This is a genomic window from Kitasatospora sp. NE20-6, from assembly GCF_045862635.1.
In genome coordinates, this window is the sequence record NZ_BPRL01000009.1 from 162,385 (window position 1) to 179,194 (window position 16,810).

Below are 16,810 nucleotides of genomic sequence, written 5' to 3' on the forward strand. Positions count from 1 at the left end.
TCACTCCTCCCACTGCAGCCGGGCGACCGCGTCGAGGATGCGGTCCACGCCGGGCAGGTGGTGGTGCTCCAGCATGGGTGCCGGGTACGGGATGTCGAAGCCGGTGACCCGCAGCACGGGGGCGGCCAGGTGGTGGAAGCACTTCTCGGTGAGCCGGGCGGCGATCTCCGCGCCGGGTCCGGCGAAGCCGGTCGCCTCGTGGACGACGACGGCCCGGCCGACCGAGCGGACGACCTCGCAGGCCGTCTCCTCGTCGAACGGCACCAGGGAGCGCAGGTCGAGCACGGCGAGGTCCCGGCCCTCGGCCTTCGCCGCCTCGGCGGCCTCCAGGCAGACGGGCAGCGACGGGCCGTAGGTGACGAGCACGGCGGAGCGGCCGGGGCGCCGGAGCACGGCCTTGCCGATGGGCTCGACCGGCTCGGCCGGATCCCACGCGGACTTGCCCCAGTAGAGCCGCTTGGGCTCCAGGAACACCACCGGGTCGTCGGAGGCGATCGACGCGCGCAGCAGGCCGTACGCGTCGGCGACGGTGGCCGGGGTGACCACGTGCAGGCCGGGCGTCTGGGCGTAGTACGCCTCGGAGGAGTCGCTGTGGTGCTCGACGCCGCCGATGCCGCCGCCGTACGGGACGCGCACGGTGATGGGCAGCGGCAGTCTGCCGCCGGTGCGGTTGCGCATCTTGGCGACGTGCGAGAAGAGCTGTTCCAGCGCCGGGTAGGCGAAGGCGTCGAACTGCATCTCGACGACCGGGCGCAGGCCGTACATGGCCATGCCGACGGCGGTGCCGAGGATGCCGGCCTCGGCGAGCGGCGTGTCGAGGCAGCGGTCGGGGCCGAACTCCGCGGTCAGGCCGTCGGTGATGCGGAAGACGCCGCCGAGCCGGCCGACGTCCTCGCCCAGGACGTGCACGGTCGGGTCGGCGTCCATGGCGTCGCGGAGGGCGGTGTTGAGCGCCTGCGCCATGGTGGAGGTGCGGGTCGGTGCGGCCGTCGTCATGGGTGGTGCACCTCGGCCTCGGCGGCCAGTTCGGCGGCGAGCTGCGCGGCCTGCTCGCGCAGCTGCGGCGTGGGCTCGGCGTAGACGTGGGCGAAGAGCGCCATGGGGTCGAGCACCGGGTCGGTGTGGAACTCGGCGCGCATCCGGGCGGCGAGCGCCTCGGCCTCGTCGGCGGCCTCCTGGACGAGGGTGTCGTCGAGCAGGCCGAGCGGGCGCAGGTGGCGCTCCATGAGGAGGATCGGGTCGTGCTCGCGCCAGGCGGCGACCTCGTCGTCCTGCCGGTAGCGGGTGGCGTCGTCGGCGTTGGTGTGGGCCTCGACGCGGTAGGTGAGGGCCTCGACGAGGGTGGGGCCGCCGCCGCTGCGGGCGCGGTCGAAGGCCTCGGTGAGCACGGCGTGCACGGCGGGGGCGTCGTTGCCGTCGACCAGCCGGCCGGGGATGCCGTAGCCGACGGCCTTGTGCGCGAGCGTCGGCGCGGCGGACTGCCGGGTGAGGGGGACGGAGATGGCGTACCCGTTGTTCTGCACCAGGAAGACGACGGGGGCGTGCAGCACGGCGGCGAAGTTCAGCGCCTCGTGGAAGTCGCCCTCGCTGGTGCCGCCGTCGCCGAGCAGGGCGAGCGCGACGAGCGGTTCGCCGGCCAGCCGGGCGGCGTGGGCGAGGCCGACGGCGTGCGGGGCCTGGGTGGCGAGCGGGGTGGAGAGCGGGGCCGTCCGGGTGGCGCGCGGGTCGTAGCCGGTGTGGGCGTTGCCGCGGAGCAGGGTGAGGGCCTCCAGCGGGTCGACGCCGCGGGCGACGACGGCGAGGGTGTCGCGGTAGCTGGGGAACAGCCAGTCGCGGTCCTGCAGGGCCATGGCCGCGGCGACCTGGCAGGCCTCCTGGCCGGTGGAGGCCGGGTAGACGGCGAGGCGTCCCTGCTTGGTGAGGGTGGTCGCCTGCTGGTTGTAGCGGCGGCCGACGACCAGGCGGCGGTACAGCTCGCGCAGCAGCGCCGGGTCGGTCTTCTCCAGGGCGGGGGTGCCGAGGACGCGGACGGGCGCGGCGTCCGGCAGGAGCGGTCCGGGGTCGGTCCGCGGGCGGGTGGCACCGGGCAGCCAGCCGGGTACGGCGGCGGTCTGGTGTCGGTGGTCGAGAACGGTCATCTCGGGCACCTCCGGGGTGATGGGGGCTCCCTACCGATTGTTCGGTTGTCTGTTCATCTTGACCAGATCTGCGACAGGGTGGTGGACAATCGGCCCGAACGGCGGTCGACTGGAAGCAGTGCGTCCAAACAGGGAGGGCAGGGGGCCATGTCGGCTGAACAGACGTCCAGGCTCGACCGGGTCGACCGCGCGATCCTCCGGCTGCTGCGGCAGGACGGCCGCGCCTCGATCCGCTCGGTGGCCGAGCGGGTGCACGTCTCCCGGGCCAACGCGTACGCCCGGATCTCCAGGATGGTCGAGGACGGCGTGATCCGCGGATTCACCGCCCGCGTCGACCACGAGAAGGCGGGCCAGGGGGCGTCGGCGTACATCACGCTGAGGATCGTGCAGAACTCCTGGCGGGCCGTCCGCGAGCAGCTGCTGGAGCTGCCGGGGGTCGCGCACATCGCCCTGGTGGGCGGCGAGTTCGACGTGCTGCTGCTGGTGCACACGGCCGACAACCGGGCGCTGCGCGAGCTCGTCCTGGGGCGCATCCAGTCGATCCCGGACGTGCTCGGCACCCAGACGCTGCTGGTCTTCGAGGAGACCGACCAGGTGCCGCCGGACGCGTGAACGGGCGCCCGCGCGGCACGGCGCGGCGGCCCGGCGGGTCAGCCGGCGCGCAGCCCGTCGAAGGCGATGTGCGCGATCGCCTCGGCGACGGCGTCCGCGCCGCGGGAGTCGGGCCGGTACCACTCCACGATCGAGTTGATCATGCCGAAGAGCAGCCGGGTGGCGAGCCGCGGGTCGACGTCCGCGCGCAGTTCGCCGGCGGCGACGGCGGCCCGCAGCAGCTCGGCGACCCGGTGGTCGAACTCCCGGCGGCGCTCCAGCGCCCACAGCTCGGTGGCCGTGTTGCCGCGCACCCGCAGCAGCAGCGTCACGTACGGGAGCTCGCCCAGCAGGGTGGCGGCGGTGCGGCGCACCACGTGCTCCAGGCGGTCGACCGGGCGGCCGGTGACGGCGGCAGGCTCGTCGAGGATGGCGAACAGCGCGTCCAGCGCCCGGCCCACGGCGAGCCGCAGCAGCTCCTCCTTGCCGCGGACGTGGTGGTAGATCGAGGACTTCGAGATCCCGGCGGCGCGGGAGAGGTCCTCCATCGAGGTGCCGTCGTACCCGCGCTCGTTGAACACCTGCACCGTGACGGCGAGCAGCGAGTCGACGGTGTAGGCGGTACGGGCGGTGTTGTCGGCCATGGGCACGAGTATCCCCGGCCGTCCGTGGCCGCATCCGGCCGGGGGGCGGGCAGGGCCTGCCGGGCGGTGCGGACGCGGACGGTAGAATCCGCGCGCCACCCGCATGCGGCGGGGTGACCGGCGACCGAGGGGCCCGACGTTCATGAGCGCGATACCTGACACGGTGGTGCCCCGGCCGCGGCCGGCCGGCGACCCGGCCGGCGACGAGGCGCAGCTGCCGCCGCCGGAGCCGGGGAGTTTCCGCGGGGCGGCCGAAGCGGCCGCCCGGCGGTTCGGGCCTGCGCTCGGCCTCTTCGGCGCGGTCAAGCTGATCGGCTTCAGCGTCTTCATGATGCTGCTGGAGTCGTCGGGCAAGTTCCGCACGAACAACCCGCGGTACGGCGGCGGCGCCCATCCGTGGGACGTGCTCGGCAGCTGGGACGGCTGGTGGTACCAGAACGTCGCCCAGGTCGGCTACGACCCGAAGCTGCTGCCCGACACCGGCGGCTTCTTCACCATCCAGCAGAACTCCTCGGCGTTCTTCCCGCTCTACCCGGGCCTCGTGCGGCTGGTCTCCGACGGCACCGGTCTGGGCCTGTACGGCGCGGGCATGCTGGTGTCGGTCGTGTCGTCGTTCGCGGCCGCGGCGGGCATCTACGCGGTGGTCTCCCACCTGGGCGGGCACCGGGCCGGTGTGATCGCCGCGGCGGTGTGGGGCGCGTTCCCGGGTGCGGCCGTCGCGTGGGCGGTCTACACGGAGTCGCTGTTCGTGGCGCTGGCCGCCTGGGCCTGCTACTTCACGATGACCCGGCAGTGGCCGAACGCCGCCCTGGTGGCGTTCACCGCCGGTCTGAGCCGTCCCGCCTCGATGACGCTGATCGCGGGGGTGGCGCTGGCCGCGGCGGGGGCCCTGTACAGACGGCGGGACGGCGTGGCCGGCCCGCTCGCGGCGATCCTGCTGCCTCCGCTCGCCTTCTTCGGCTACACCGGCTGGGTCGGCTGGCGGATGGGCCACTGGGACGGCTACCTGACCCTGCAGCGCGGCGGCTGGCTGCACTTCTTCGACTGGGGCAGCTACACCTCGACCGCGGTGTCGAACATCCTGGTCGGCGAGACGAACTACCTCTACCCGTACCCGACCGAGGACCTCATCGCGGTCGTCGTGCTGTTCGCGCTGCCGGTGCTGCTGGTGCCGTTCCTCGCCCGGCGGCCGCCGCTGGTGCTGGTCGTCTACACGGTGGGCTCGCTGATCGTGACGCTGGGCAGCCAGCAGATGTTCGGCACGCTCTCCCGCTTCGTGCTGCCGGTCTTCCCGCTCACCCTGCCGATCGCCCTCGGCCTGAACCGGCTGTCGCGGCCGGTGCTGGCGGCCGTGCTCGGCACCGCCGCGGTCGCCTCGGGCTGGTACGCGGGCTTCGTGATCTTCGAGCTCGGCATCCCGTAGACCGGCGGCCGCTCCCGGCACCACGCCCGGCACCGCTCCCCGACGCCTTCGCGCGGGGAGCCGCGGGGGCTTGCCCCGACCGATCGTTCGGTTACTCTGTGGGGTGTCCCGCCCGCCCTCCCGAGGAGCGCACCATGGCCGCTGCGACCCCCGCCCAGCCGATCACCGACCTGATCGGACGGCACCAGGACACCCTCGACCGGGCGCTCACCGCGCTCGCCGACCGCGACTACTGGTCGCCGTACCCCGAGTTCCCCAAGGCGTACGGCGAGACCGGCGCCGAGGACGGCAAGGCCGCGTTCGACGCGCTGCTCGGCACGGTCTTCACGGTCGACGGCCAGCCCACCGACGGCGACCTGGTGAGCGGCGAGGCCTCGCCCTACGGCATCGAGCTGGGCGTCAGCTACCCCCACACCGAGCCCGACGCGCTGATCGGCGCGCTGGAGGCGGCCCGGCCGGCGTGGGCGGCGGCCGGCCCGGCGGCGCGTGCGGCGGTCTGCCTGGAGATCCTCGCCCGGATCAACGCCCGCTCGCACGAGTTCGCGCACGCCGTCATGCACACCACCGGCCAGGCCTTCGGCATGGCCTTCCAGGCGGGCGGCCCGCACGCCCAGGACCGCGGCCTGGAGGCCGTCGCGTACGCCTACGCCGAGCAGACCCGCCTGCCGCAGAGCGCGGGCTGGACGAAGCCGCAGGGCAAGCGCGAACCCCTGGAGATGGTGAAGGAGTTCACCGTGGTGCCGCGCGGCACCGCGCTGCTGATCGGCTGCAACACCTTCCCGACGTGGAACGGCTACCCGGGCCTGTTCGCCTCGCTGGCCACCGGCAACGCCGTCCTGGTGAAGCCGCACCCGCGGGCCGTGCTGCCCCTCGCGATGACCGTCCGGGTCGCACGCGAGGTGCTCGCCGGGGCGGGCTTCGACCCGAACCTCGTCTGCCTCGCCGCCGAGCACGAGGGCGGCACCGCCGCACAGGCCCTCGCCGTCCGGCCCGAGGTCAAGGTCATCGACTACACGGGCTCCACGGCGTTCGGCGACTGGCTGGAGGACAACGCCCGCCAGGCGCTCGTCTACACGGAGAAGGCCGGCGTCAACACCGTCCTGATCGACTCCACCGACGACTACCGCGGCATGCTCGGCAACCTGGCCTTCTCGCTCTCGCTCTACAGCGGCCAGATGTGCACCACTCCGCAGAACCTCCTCGTGCCGCGCACCGGCATCACCACCGACCAGGGCGAGAAGACGTACGACGAGGTCGTCGCCGACCTGTCGGCCGCCATCAGCGGCCTGCTCGCGGACGACGCCCGGGCCGCCGCCATCCTCGGCGCCGTGGTCAACCCCGGCGTGCTGCAGCGCACCGCGCAGGCCGCCGGCGGCGAGTACGGCGAACTCGCCCTCGCACCGCGCCCGGTGGAGTCGGCAGAGTTCCCCGGGGCGGTGATCCGCACGCCCGCGCTGATCAAGGCCGACGCCGACAAGCCGGACGACCGGGCGGCGTTCCTCGGCGAGCAGTTCGGCCCGATCGCCTTCGCCGTCGCGGTCGAGTCCACCGCCGCCGGCATCGAGCTGCTGCGGCGCAGCGTCCGCGAGCAGGGCGCCATGACGGTCGGCGGCTACACCTCCTCCGCCGAGGTCGAGCAGGCCCTCGTCGAGGCCTGCCTGGACGCCGGCGTCTCGCTCTCGCTCAACCTCACCGGCGGCGTCTTCGTGAACCAGACCGCCGCCTTCTCCGACCTGCACGGCACCGGGGCCAACCCGGCCGCCAACTCCGCCTACTGCGACGGCGCGTTCGTCGCCGGCCGGTTCCGCACGGTCGAGGTGCGCCGGCACCGCTGAGCCGGCCCGACACCCACGACGACGGCGGCCCGCTCCCGTGCAGGGAGCGGGCCGCCGCCGCGTCGTGCGGTCGGGCGCTCAGCCGCAGCGGTACAGCTGCTCGGCCGAACCGGCCGCGGCCGTGCTGCCGGAGGCCGTGCTGCCGGTCGTCGCGGTGCCGGAGGCCGCGGCCGTGCCGCTGCCGTACTCCGACGCCGGTACCGCCGTGCAGCCGGCCGTCACGTACGACTGCAGCGAGGCACCGTCGCCGCCGGCCGAGCCGCCGCCCATGCCGCCGCCTCCGCCCATACCGCCACCGAGCAGGATGTAGTGCAGCTTGCCCGCCTTCACCAGGGCGGTGAAGGAGTCGACGGTCATCGCCGGGTCGGAGCCGGAGAAGCCGCCGGTCGCGATGGCGGGCTTGCCGGTCTGCAGGATGACCGAGGCCGCGGTGCTCGCCCGCGAGGTCGCCACCAGCCAGGTCGCGCCGTCCTGGTGCTGCTGCAGGTAGGCGAGCATGGCGCTGTCGACTCCCCCGCCCATTCCCCCGCCCGTCCCGCCGCCCGCGCCGCCGCCCGGTCGGCCGGCGGCACCGTCGCCGGCCCCCGACGGGGTCTCGCCGCCGTCCGGGAAGCCCTCGCCCGCCGGCATGCCCTGCCCGCCGCCGGCCGGGGCCTCGCCACCGCCCGGGAAGCCCGCACCGGTGCGTTCGCCGTCCCGCATGCCGCCGAACGCGCCGCCCCGGCCGCCCGCGCCGCCGCCCATGCCGCCCATGCCGCCGGTGGACGGCCCCGCGGTCGGGTTGCCGCCTTCCGTCCGCCCGGCGGCCATCGGCGCCGCCGCGTACGCCGCCGGCCCGGCCAGCAGGGCGACGAGCGCCGCCCCGGCACCCACGCCGTACAGCCGCCGGTGCAGTGCCGCACCTCCCGTCCGGGAGACCAGCAGCGCCGCCACCGCACCGGCCGCGAGCACCGCGACCAGCACCCACAGGCCGGCCCGGAAGGAGTCGTTGCGGCGCAGCAGCACGACCGCCCACAGCGCGCTGACCCCGACCGCGAGCGGCAGCACCGCGAGCGACCAGCGCGGCTGCCCGGTGCGGAAGGCCTGGAGCAGCAGCACCCCGCCGCCGCCGACCGTGCCGGCGATGCCGGGCGCGAGCGCCGTCGTGTAGTACGGGTGGAACCCGCCGCTGCCGAAGCTGAAGACCACGAGGTGGACGACCGTCCAGCCGCCCCAGACGAGCAGCCCGGCCCGCGGCCCGTCGGTGCGCGGCAGCCGGCCGCGCAGCACGAGCCCGGCCACCAGGGCGATCAGGGCGAACGGGATCAGCCAGGAGATCTGGGTGCCGAGGATGTCGTTGCCCATCCGCAGCAGGCCCGGGTCGCCGCCGAAGTTGGCGCCGCCCATGCCGGTGGGGGAGTCCGAGCCGAGCACCCGGCCGAGGCCGTTGTAGCCGATGACGAGGTCCCACACGGTGTTGTCGGAGCTGCTGCCGATGAACGGCCGGGAGCCGGCCGGCACCAGCGCGACGATCGCCATCCACCAGCCGCTCGCCACGACGAGGGCCGCACCGGCCAGGGCGAGGTTGCGCAGCCGGCGTCCGAGCGGCACCCGGGCGGCGTACGCGTAGGCGAGGACGAGCGCGGGGAGCGCCACGTAGCCCTGCAGCATCTTGGTGTTGAAGGCGAGGCCGGTCGCGGTCGCCGACCAGACCAGCGGCAGCAGCCGGCCGGTGCGGATCGCCTCCAGGCAGAACCACGCGCCGAGGGCCATGAGCAGCACCAGCACCGGGTCGGGGTTGTTGTCCCGGTTGATCGCCGCACTGATCGGGGTGAGCGCGGCGACCAGGGCGGCCGCGGTGGCCGCCCGGTGGCCGAAGCTGCGGCGCACCGCGCTGTGGACGACGCCGACGGTGGCGACGCCGCACAGGGCGACGGGCAGCAGCATCGGCAGGGTGCCGAAGCCGAAGATCCGGCAGGAGGCGCTCATCAGCCAGAGCGCGACCGGCGGCTTGTCGACGGTGATGAAGTTGCCCGCGTCGAGCGAGCCGAAGAACATCGCCGACCAGCTCCGGCTGCCGCTGAGCACGGCGGCGGCGTAGTACTCGTTGGCGTTGCCGGAGCCGCTCAGGTTCCAGCAGTAGAGCACGGCGGCCAGCGCCAGCACGGCCCAGAGCGCGGGACGGGCCCACCGGGGGTCGTGCGGTCCGCCGCGGAGGGCGCGCAGCGCCCGCTCCCCCGTCGATGTCGCGAGGGTCACCGGCCGCCCGCCCGCTTCGGGTTGAAGACCCAGACCCGCAGCAGCAGGAAGCGGATCAGGGTGGCGAGCGCGTTGGCGGCCACCAGGGTGGCGAGTTCGGCGGAGTGCCCGGCGGACGGACTGGCGGCGCCGAGCAGCGCGATCGCGCCGCTGGAGAGCAGGAGCCCGACGACGAAGGCGATGCCGCCCTCGATCTGGTGCTTGAGGGCGTCCCGGCGGCCGGTCACGCCGAAGGTGAAGCGCCGGTTGGCGGCGGTGTTGAGGACGGCGGTGACGCCGAGCGCGAGGAAGTTGGCGAGCAGCGCCGGGACGAGCTGGCGCATGCCCAGGTACAGGAGCACGTAGGCGAGGGTGGAGAGGGTGCCGACGATCGCGAAGCTGGCGAGCTGCCAGCCGAGGCCGGGCGGCATCTGGGCCTGCCTGACCCGCTCGGGCACCTCGATGTCGGCGGCGCCGGCGAGCGAGCGGCGGGCGACCCGGGCCATGCCCCTGAGGTCGTCGACGGCGGTGCGGACGATGTCGACCCGGCTGTCCGGGTCGTCGACCCAGTCGACGGGCACCTCGTGGATGCGCATGCCGGAGCGTTCGGCGAGCAGCAGCAGCTCGGTGTCGAAGAACCACGCGTTGTCCTCGACCTCGCCGAGGAGCTGCTTCACGACGGAGGTGCGGCCGGCCTTGAAGCCGCACTGGGCGTCGGAGAACTTCGCGGCCATGGTGGCGCGCAGCAGCATGTTGTAGGTGCGGGAGATGAACTCCCGCTTGGGCCCGCGGACGACGGCCGAGCCGCGGTGCAGGCGGCTGCCGATGGCGAGGTCGCTGTGGCCGGAGAGCAGCGGCGCGACCAGGGGGAGGAAGGCCTCCAGGCCGGTGGAGAGGTCGACGTCCATGTAGGCGACGACGTCGGCGTCGCTGTCGCCCCAGACCTGGCGCAGCGCCCGGCCGCGGCCCTTGAGGTCGAGGTGGACGGCGGTGACCTGCGGGATCTCCGTCGCCAGTGCCGTCGCGACCTGCCAGGTGGCGTCGGTGGAGGCGTTGTCGGCGATGGTGATCCGGTAGGGGTAGGGGAAGGTCTCGTCGAGGTAGGCGTGCAGCCGGCGGACGCACCGCTCGACCGTGTGCTCCTCGTTGTAGACGGGGACGACCACCTCGACCAGGCTCGTCCGTACCTTGTCCGCGGCTGGAAGGGTGCCGGCCAGGATCGTTGCGGGCTCTGTCATGGCAAAGAGGCTCACAGCGGCTGATGGGGCCGGGATGATGGCAGTCTGAGAGCGGACTGAGAACCGTTCGGCCCGCTCGTCGGCACGACCAACGGGAGATGACGCATGGCTGACAGGCAGTTCGACGCGGATGTGGTGGTGGTCGGTGCGGGGCCCACCGGCCTGCTGCTCGCCGGCGACCTGGCGGCGGCGGGGCTGCGGGTGACGGTGCTGGAGAAGCGGGGCACGGAGTCGAACCTGACCCGGGCGTTCGCCGTGCACGCCCGCACCCTGGAGCAGCTGGACGCCCGCGGCCTGGCGGACGACCTCGTCGCCACCGGGCGGCCGGTCTCCTCGCTGCGGCTGTTCGGCCGGCTGGCGGTGGACCTGGGCTCGCTGCCGTCGCGCTTCCCGTTCGTGCTGGTCACGCCGCAGTCGCACACCGAGCGGCTGCTCCAGGAGCGGGCGACGAAGGCGGGGGCGGTGATCCGGCGGGGCGCCGAGGTCGTGGGCCTCCGGCAGGACGCGGCGGGGGTGCGGCTGGACGTCCGCGAGGGCGGCGAGGACTCCTCCGTCCGTGCGGTGTACGCGGTCGGCACGGACGGGGTGCACAGCACCGTCCGTGACCTGCTGGGCATCCCGTTCCCCGGGGAGTCGGTGGTCGAGTCGGTGATGCTCGCCGACGTGCGGCTGGAGCGGGAGCCGGAGGACGCGCTGACGGTCGGCGCCGGCGAGGACGGCTTCGCGCTCGTCGCCCCGTTCGGCGACGGCTGGTACCGGGTCGTGGCGTGGGACCGCAACCACCCGGCGCCCGACGGCGCCCCGGTGGACACCGATGCGCTGGCCGCCCTGATGACGTCCGTGCTGGGCACCGACCACGGCCCGCACGACGCGCGCTGGACCTCGCGCTTCCACAGTGACGAACGGCAGGTGCCCACGTACCGCTCGGGGCGGGTGTTCCTCGCGGGCGACGCGGCGCACTGCCACTCGCCGGCGGGCGGCCAGGGCATGAACACCGGCCTGCAGGACGCCGCGAACCTCGGCTGGAAGCTGGTCGGCGCGGTGCAGGGCTGGGCGCCGGACGCGCTGCTCGACACCTACCAGACGGAGCGTCACCCGGTGGGCCGGGCGGTGCTGCGCAGCTCGGGGGCGCTGATCCGGGTGGCGCTGGCGCAGTCGCTGCCGGCCCGGCTCGCGGGGGGTGTGCTGACGGCGGCCGCCGACCGGCTGGGCCCGGTGACGCGGTTCGGCGCCCGTACGGTGTCGGGCGTCTCCGTGGCGTACCCGCCAGCCGTCCCGGGGCATCCGCTGGTCGGCCGGCGCATCCCGGACCTGCGGCTGGCCGTGGACGAGCCGGGCGCGCCGTCGCGGCTGTACGAGGCGCTGCGCGCGGGCCGGTCGGTGCTGGTGAGCAACGACGAGCTGACGGTCGCCGAGCCGTGGGCGGGCCGGCTGGTCACGGCGGCGCCGGCGAACCCGCACGGCAAGCTGCGCGACACCGTGCTGCTCGTCCGCCCGGACGGCTACGCGGCCTGGGCCGCCGTCGACCCGAGCGGCACGGAGGTGCGGGCCGCGCTGACGGCGTGGCTGGGACGGCCGTCGGGCTGACGGGCCGGGGCGGGGCCGCCGGGCGGGATCAGCGGCCGGCGGATTCCGCCCGGGCGGTCCGCTCGTAATGGCGGGCCGCTTTCGAGCGGTTTCCGCAGACGGCCATGGAACACCAGCGGCGGCGGCCGTTCTGGGACGTGTCGAAGAAGTGGAGAATGCACGCCGGGTGGGCGCAGCGTTTGATGCGGTGCGCGTCCCGGCGGAGCAGGGCGAGGTAGTCGTCGGCGGCGAGCCAGGCCGCGAGCTGCTGCGGGCCGTCGGTCCGCACGGTGTCGGCGGGGCCGTCGGCGGTGAGGGTGCGGTAGACGCCGCCGTGCGCGAGGACGGCGTTCAGGGCGGCCCTGCCCGTGGCGGAGCCGGGGGTGTCGACCAGGGCCTGCAGGGCGCTGCGGGCGTCCCGGGTGGCGGCCAGACCTGCACCGTCGGCGGTGCAGCGGTCGGCGAGGCCGGCGGAGGAGAGCCAGAGGCGGTAGCCGTCGAGGTCGGCGAGGAGGTCGTGCTCGCCTGCTTCGCGCCAGCGGGTGTTGAGCAGGTCGAGGGCGAGGGGCTCGCCGGTCAGCGGGCGCGGGTCGCGGGGGTCGGCCATGCCGCCGAGTGTAGTGCGGGCGGGTCGCGCGCTGTTCGCCGCAGGAATTTCGCCTTCATTCCGTCGATGAATCCGGCGGTCCTGTCCGGAGGCTTTTCCGGCGCGTGCCGCGCAGCTCCTCCGCGGCCGTTCCTGGGTGATTCCTGTGAGTTCGCCGCATGTCCGCCGAGAGTGGTCCCGGTCGTCGGCGGGGGCTCGTTCCGGGCCTCCGCGGGCCGTCCGGGGCTCTGTTTCGGACGTGTTGCGATCTGCCCTGAACTGGGACTTCTTTGTCGTGACCACTGTCATATGTCCGAGTTGATGACGTAGCCTCTCGACGGTGCGTAGGGTGCCCCACAGCTCGGTGTGGCAACCCCCGAACGAGTGGAACGCTGGGCCGATGCCGCCGAACTCGCCTGGTGGGGGAGGTTTCCGGATGGGGTCACAGCAACCGCAGCACGCCGGCCGGCTCAGACTGGTCGGTCTGCACGACCAGGGTCCTGCGCAGGGGAGGCCGCAGCCGTCCGGAGAGCGCGTTCCGGCCGGCCCGCCCGCCGCACCGCCACCCGCCCGGGCGCCTGCCGGCCCGGCCGCGCGGCCGCCCGCGGAGGGCGCGGGAGGGCGCGGTGACGACGGCGGCGCCCGGGGCGCGGCCGACCACGGCGCCGGAGGGCACGGCCTGGGCTTCGCGGAGGCCCTCAACGCGGCGATCGAGGCGAGCGGCCTCAGCCTGGACCGGATCAGGTCGGCCCTCGCCCACCAGGGCGTCAGGATCAGTGTGACGACGCTCAGTTACTGGCGCCGCGGCCGGAGCCAGCCGGAGCGGGCCGCGTCGCTGCGCGCCGTCCACCTGCTGGAGGAGCTGCTCGCGCTGCGCCGCGGCACGCTCTCCTCGCTGCTCGGCCCGCCGCGCCCGCGCGGCCGGTGGATCACGCCGACCACGCACGACGCGCTGCGGGTGGAGGAGGTCTGGCCGGGCGAGGCGGAGATCGCGGAGGTGTTCGCGGAGCTGGACGCGCCGCCGACCGGCGATCTGGAGCGGCTGTCCATCCACGACGCGTACTTCGTGGACGCGAAGCGCCGCGGCCACCTGCTGCGGATGCGTCAGGTGGTGCGGGCGACCGTCGGCGGGGTGGCGCGGTGCGTGGTGGTGCACAAGGCGGACGAGGGGGCGGTCGGCTGTCCGGAGATCACCTCGGTGCGGCACGCCCGGCTGGGCCGGGTGCGGCGGCGGCCGGAGAGCGGCCTGCTGATCGCCGAGCTGCTGCTGGACCGGCCGCTGGCGCTGGGCGACTCCACGGTCTTCGAGTACGAGGTGGGCATCCCCGACACCGGGCCGACGACCGACTACGGCCGGTTCTTCGCGGTGCCGGTGCGCGAGTACGTGCTGCAGGTGCACTTCGATCCGGCGGCCGTGCCGGCACAGTGCGAGCGCTTCGAGCGGGATCCGGGCGCGGAGGTGGACCGCAAGCGGGAGCAGCTGTGGATCGGGGCGTCGGCGAGCGCCCACGTGCTCGCCCCGGACCAGACGCCCGGGCAGGTCGGCATCCGCTGGCAGTGGGAGTAGGGCGATCATCTAACCATTACACCGCGCCGTACCGGTTTGCGCCCCGATTCCCTAACCCGTAGTGTCGATCTCACCGGTTAGGCAACCGGGTCGTCCCCACTTACCGGGAGTGATGCGCCGTGTCCACCGCCACCCGCGCCCCGAGCACCCTGCAGACCGGCCACGTCGGGCTCAACGTCACCGACCTGGCGCGTTCCGTCGCGTTCTACCAACGCCTCCTCGGCCTGGAGGTCACGGCCGAGGGCACCGATCCCGGCCGCCGCTTCGCCCTGCTCGGGCGCGACGGCACGCTGGTGCTCACGCTCTGGCAGCAGAGCAGCGGCACCTTCGCCACCGGCACCCCCGGGCTGCACCACCTCTCCTTCCAGGTCGCCACCGTCGAGGAGGTCCGCGCCGCCGAGGCCCTCCTGACCGGCCTGGGCGCGGAGTTCGCGTACGAGGGCGTGGTGCCGCACAGCGAGGGCGGCACCTCGGGCGGGATCTTCTTCACCGACCCGGACGGCATCCGGCTGGAGGTCTTCACCCTCGCCGGGGTCGAGGCCACCGGCGCGACCGCCCCGGATCCCACCGCCCCGACCTGCGGCTTCTTCTAGGAGGGGCGATGTGGCACGCAGGTGAGCGGGCCGTCCAGGCACGCACCGGGCAGCAGGAGCGGGCCGACCACACCGGACGGTCGATCGGCCGCACCGTCCCGCCGGTCGCGGCGGAGTTCCTGACCGCCCGGCGCACCCTGGTGGTCGGCGCGGCCGACGCGGAGGGCCGGCTCTGGGCCACCCAGCTCGCGGGCCCGGCCGGCTTCGTCCGCGCCGCCGACGCGCACACGCTGACCGTCGCCGCCCGGCCCGTACCGGGCGACCCGCTCGCCGGGGTGCTGGCCGGCCCGGCGGAGGTCGGCACCATCGCCCTGGACGCGGCCGGCCGGCGCCGCATGCGGCTCAACGGCCGGTCCGCACCGGACGGGCCGGGCGGCCTGCGGATCACCGCCGACCAGGTGTACGCCAACTGCCCGAAGTACATCCAGCGGCGCACTCCCGCGGACGCGCCCGCGCCCGCCGGGCCGGCCGTGCCGTCGGCGGCCCCGGCCGACCGGCTGACGCTGCGCCAGCAGCTCGCGGTGGCGAACGCCGACACCTTCTTCATCGCCACCGCGGGCCCGGACGGCCGGGTGGACGCCTCGCACCGCGGCGGCTTCCCCGGGTTCGTCGAGGCGACGGCCCCGGACCAACTGCGGTGGCCCGAGTACCCCGGCAACAGCATGTTCATGACCCTGGGCAACCTGGAGCTGTCGCCGGCCGCCGGCCTGCTCCTCCCCGACTGGGAGACCGGGGGCGCCCTGCTGATCAGCGGGCGGGCCGCGGTGGACTGGTCGGACCCGGCCGCCCCGGCGGTCACGTGCACCGTGCTGCGGGTGGTGGAGCTCGCCCACGCCACGGCGCTGACCTGGACCGATCCCGAGTACTCGCCGGCCAACCCGGCGCCGGGCCGCCGCGGGACACCCACCGCGGCACCTCCGGCGGCCCGGTGAAAGGCACCCGTCAGCATGTCGGCTGACGGTCCGCAAGCTCACGCATATTCATAATATTTTGACACTTATCAGGTGATATTTAGCCGGTTCCGGGTGGAACACATCCCTCTCCGCACCACGAGAAGGGATCCACCGTGCTGATGGAGTTCACCGAGGTCGAGCCGGACGGCGCCTGCGCCTGCCCCGGCTGCGGCGCCCGCCGCCGCGCGCGGCTGCACGCCGCCCGACCCGCCGACGGCGGCCACCGCTCCGCCCGCGGCGCCCGCCGCGCCGCCGTCCTGGTCGCCGCCGTCGGCACCGTGCTCGGCGGCACCGCCGGCTCGATAGCCGCCGCCCCCCGGACCGTCACCGCGGACGCCCCCGCACCCGGCACCCCCCAGGGCGAGGTCGCGGGACCCTTCGGCGGCGAGAGCCTGCAGTCCCGCGCGCTGCAGCCCGCCACCACCCGCGACGAGATCGTCGCCCGCGCCCAGAGCTGGGTGAACCAGAAGGTGCCGTACTCGATGAGCCGCTACTGGAGCGACGGCTACCGGCAGGACTGCTCCGGCTTCGTCTCGATGGCCTGGGGCCTGGGCAGCAGCCAGACCACCTGGACCCTGCCCAACTTCGCCGACCGCATCACCAAGGCCGAGCTGCAGCCCGGCGACGCGCTCGTCTACAACGACTCGGCGAACCCGCAGGGCGGCTCGCACGTCGTCCTCTTCGGCGGCTGGGTCGACACCGCGCACACCCGCTACACCGCGTACGAGCAGACCAGCCCCACCACGATCAAGCGCAGCACCCCCTACGCGTACTGGAGCCACGCCGGCTCCTACGTGCCCTACCGCTACCGCGGCCTGACGACCAGCACCTCGCAGACCGCCTTCCCCGGCCTCGGCTACTTCGCCCCCGGCCAGAAGAACACGTACGTGACCCGGCTCGGCGAGATGCTGGTCAAGCGCGGCGGCGGCCGCTTCTACCCGGACGGCCCGGGCCAGGCCTGGGGCGACGCCGACCGGCAGGCCACCGAGGCGTTCCAGCGGGCCCAGGGGTGGACCGGCGCCGAGGCCGACGGCTACCCCGGCAAGGACACCTGGGCGATGCTCGTCGCGGGCGGGGGACGGGACATCCCGGCCGCCGCCCCGCCACCGGCACCCGTGCCGCCGGCACCGCCCGCGCCCCTCCCCCCGCCGCCGGCGCCGCCCGCACCGACGGTGCCGACCGTGCCGCCGGTGCCGGTCACCGCGTACCCCGGCGCGGACGCCTTCGGCCCGGGCCGGAGCAACGCCTCCGTCCGGCTGCTGGGCGAGCAGCTCGTCCGCAAGGGCTTCGGGGCGTACTACGCCGTCGGCCCCGGCCCCGACTGGAGCGAGAGCGACCGGCTGAACGTCGAGGCGTTCCAGCGGGCCCAGGGGTGGACCGGCGCCGAGGCCGACGGCTACCCCGGACCGCACACCTGGCGGCTGCTCCTCGGGTGACGCGCCCCGCCGACCGGCCGACC

14 protein-coding genes are annotated in these 16,810 nt (G+C 74.7%); 8 read left to right on the plus strand and 6 right to left on the minus strand.

Annotation, left to right across the window (positions count from 1 at the left end; translation table 11 throughout):
• Both SNE206_RS10505 and pdhA read right to left on the minus strand, forming a co-directional pair.
• Nucleotides 1–996, minus strand: a complete 996-nt coding sequence (locus SNE206_RS10505; protein ID WP_407913095.1) for an alpha-ketoacid dehydrogenase subunit beta — start codon at nt 994–996, stop codon at nt 1–3.
• A complete protein-coding gene (pdhA, locus tag SNE206_RS10510) occupies nt 993–2,138 on the minus strand; it encodes a pyruvate dehydrogenase (acetyl-transferring) E1 component subunit alpha (protein WP_407913096.1) in 1,146 nt (381 codons plus the stop codon). Before pdhA ends, SNE206_RS10505 begins: the two co-directional genes overlap by 4 nt.
• 147 nt (nt 2,139–2,285) lie before the next feature.
• Between pdhA and SNE206_RS10515 the strand changes: the two genes are divergently transcribed.
• Nucleotides 2,286–2,750: an Lrp/AsnC family transcriptional regulator gene (locus SNE206_RS10515; RefSeq protein ID WP_407913097.1), complete on the plus strand. Its 465-nt coding sequence runs from the start codon at nt 2,286–2,288 to the stop codon at nt 2,748–2,750.
• A 38-nt stretch (nt 2,751–2,788) separates the two neighbouring features.
• Here SNE206_RS10515 and SNE206_RS10520 read toward each other — a convergent pair whose 3' ends face one another.
• Nucleotides 2,789–3,373, minus strand: coding sequence for a TetR/AcrR family transcriptional regulator (locus SNE206_RS10520; RefSeq protein ID WP_407913098.1), 585 nt, complete (start codon nt 3,371–3,373; stop codon nt 2,789–2,791).
• Nucleotides 3,374–3,515: 142 nt separating this feature from the next.
• On the opposite strand from SNE206_RS10520, the gene SNE206_RS10525 reads away from it, so the two are divergent.
• Together SNE206_RS10525 and paaN are read left to right on the plus strand one after the other, a co-directional pair.
• Nucleotides 3,516–4,796, plus strand: coding sequence for a hypothetical protein (locus tag SNE206_RS10525; protein ID WP_407913099.1), 1,281 nt, complete (start codon nt 3,516–3,518; stop codon nt 4,794–4,796).
• A 134-nt stretch (nt 4,797–4,930) separates the two neighbouring features.
• On the plus strand, nt 4,931–6,631 hold the full coding sequence (gene paaN / locus SNE206_RS10530; protein ID WP_407913100.1) for a phenylacetic acid degradation protein PaaN: 1,701 nt from the start codon (nt 4,931–4,933) through the stop codon (nt 6,629–6,631).
• Between the two features lie 78 nt (nt 6,632–6,709).
• Here paaN and SNE206_RS10535 read toward each other — a convergent pair whose 3' ends face one another.
• Together SNE206_RS10535 and SNE206_RS10540 are read right to left on the minus strand one after the other, a co-directional pair.
• Nucleotides 6,710–8,869: a glycosyltransferase family 39 protein gene (locus SNE206_RS10535; protein WP_407913101.1), complete on the minus strand. Its 2,160-nt coding sequence runs from the start codon at nt 8,867–8,869 to the stop codon at nt 6,710–6,712.
• Nucleotides 8,866–10,086: a glycosyltransferase gene (locus SNE206_RS10540; RefSeq protein WP_407913102.1), complete on the minus strand. Its 1,221-nt coding sequence runs from the start codon at nt 10,084–10,086 to the stop codon at nt 8,866–8,868. Before SNE206_RS10540 ends, SNE206_RS10535 begins: the two co-directional genes overlap by 4 nt.
• Before the next feature lie 105 nt (nt 10,087–10,191).
• On the opposite strand from SNE206_RS10540, the gene SNE206_RS10545 reads away from it, so the two are divergent.
• Nucleotides 10,192–11,673 carry an FAD-dependent monooxygenase gene (locus SNE206_RS10545; RefSeq protein ID WP_407913103.1) on the plus strand — a complete coding sequence of 494 codons (1,482 nt, stop codon included), beginning with the start codon at nt 10,192–10,194 and terminating at the stop codon, nt 11,671–11,673.
• Nucleotides 11,674–11,701: 28 nt separating this feature from the next.
• Here SNE206_RS10545 and SNE206_RS10550 read toward each other — a convergent pair whose 3' ends face one another.
• Entirely contained in the window at nt 11,702–12,259 is a 558-nt protein-coding gene (locus tag SNE206_RS10550; RefSeq protein WP_407913104.1) for a CGNR zinc finger domain-containing protein, read from the minus strand.
• A 415-nt stretch (nt 12,260–12,674) separates the two neighbouring features.
• Here SNE206_RS10550 and SNE206_RS10555 point away from each other — a divergent pair, with 415 nt between their 5' ends.
• The 4 genes from SNE206_RS10555 (at nt 12,675) to SNE206_RS10570 (ending at nt 16,787) form a co-directional block, all read left to right on the plus strand.
• Nucleotides 12,675–13,805 (plus strand): hypothetical protein, encoded by a 1,131-nt coding sequence (locus SNE206_RS10555; protein WP_407913105.1) that lies wholly within the window; start codon nt 12,675–12,677, stop codon nt 13,803–13,805.
• Between the two features lie 119 nt (nt 13,806–13,924).
• On the plus strand, nt 13,925–14,398 hold the full coding sequence (locus SNE206_RS10560) for a VOC family protein (protein ID WP_407913106.1): 474 nt from the start codon (nt 13,925–13,927) through the stop codon (nt 14,396–14,398).
• A gap of 8 nt (nt 14,399–14,406) precedes the next feature.
• Entirely contained in the window at nt 14,407–15,330 is a 924-nt protein-coding gene (locus SNE206_RS10565; RefSeq protein WP_407913107.1) for a pyridoxamine 5'-phosphate oxidase family protein, read from the plus strand.
• Nucleotides 15,331–15,470: 140 nt separating this feature from the next.
• Nucleotides 15,471–16,787, plus strand: coding sequence for a peptidoglycan-binding protein (locus SNE206_RS10570; protein WP_407913108.1), 1,317 nt, complete (start codon nt 15,471–15,473; stop codon nt 16,785–16,787).
• Nucleotides 16,788–16,810: the final 23 nt, after the last annotated feature.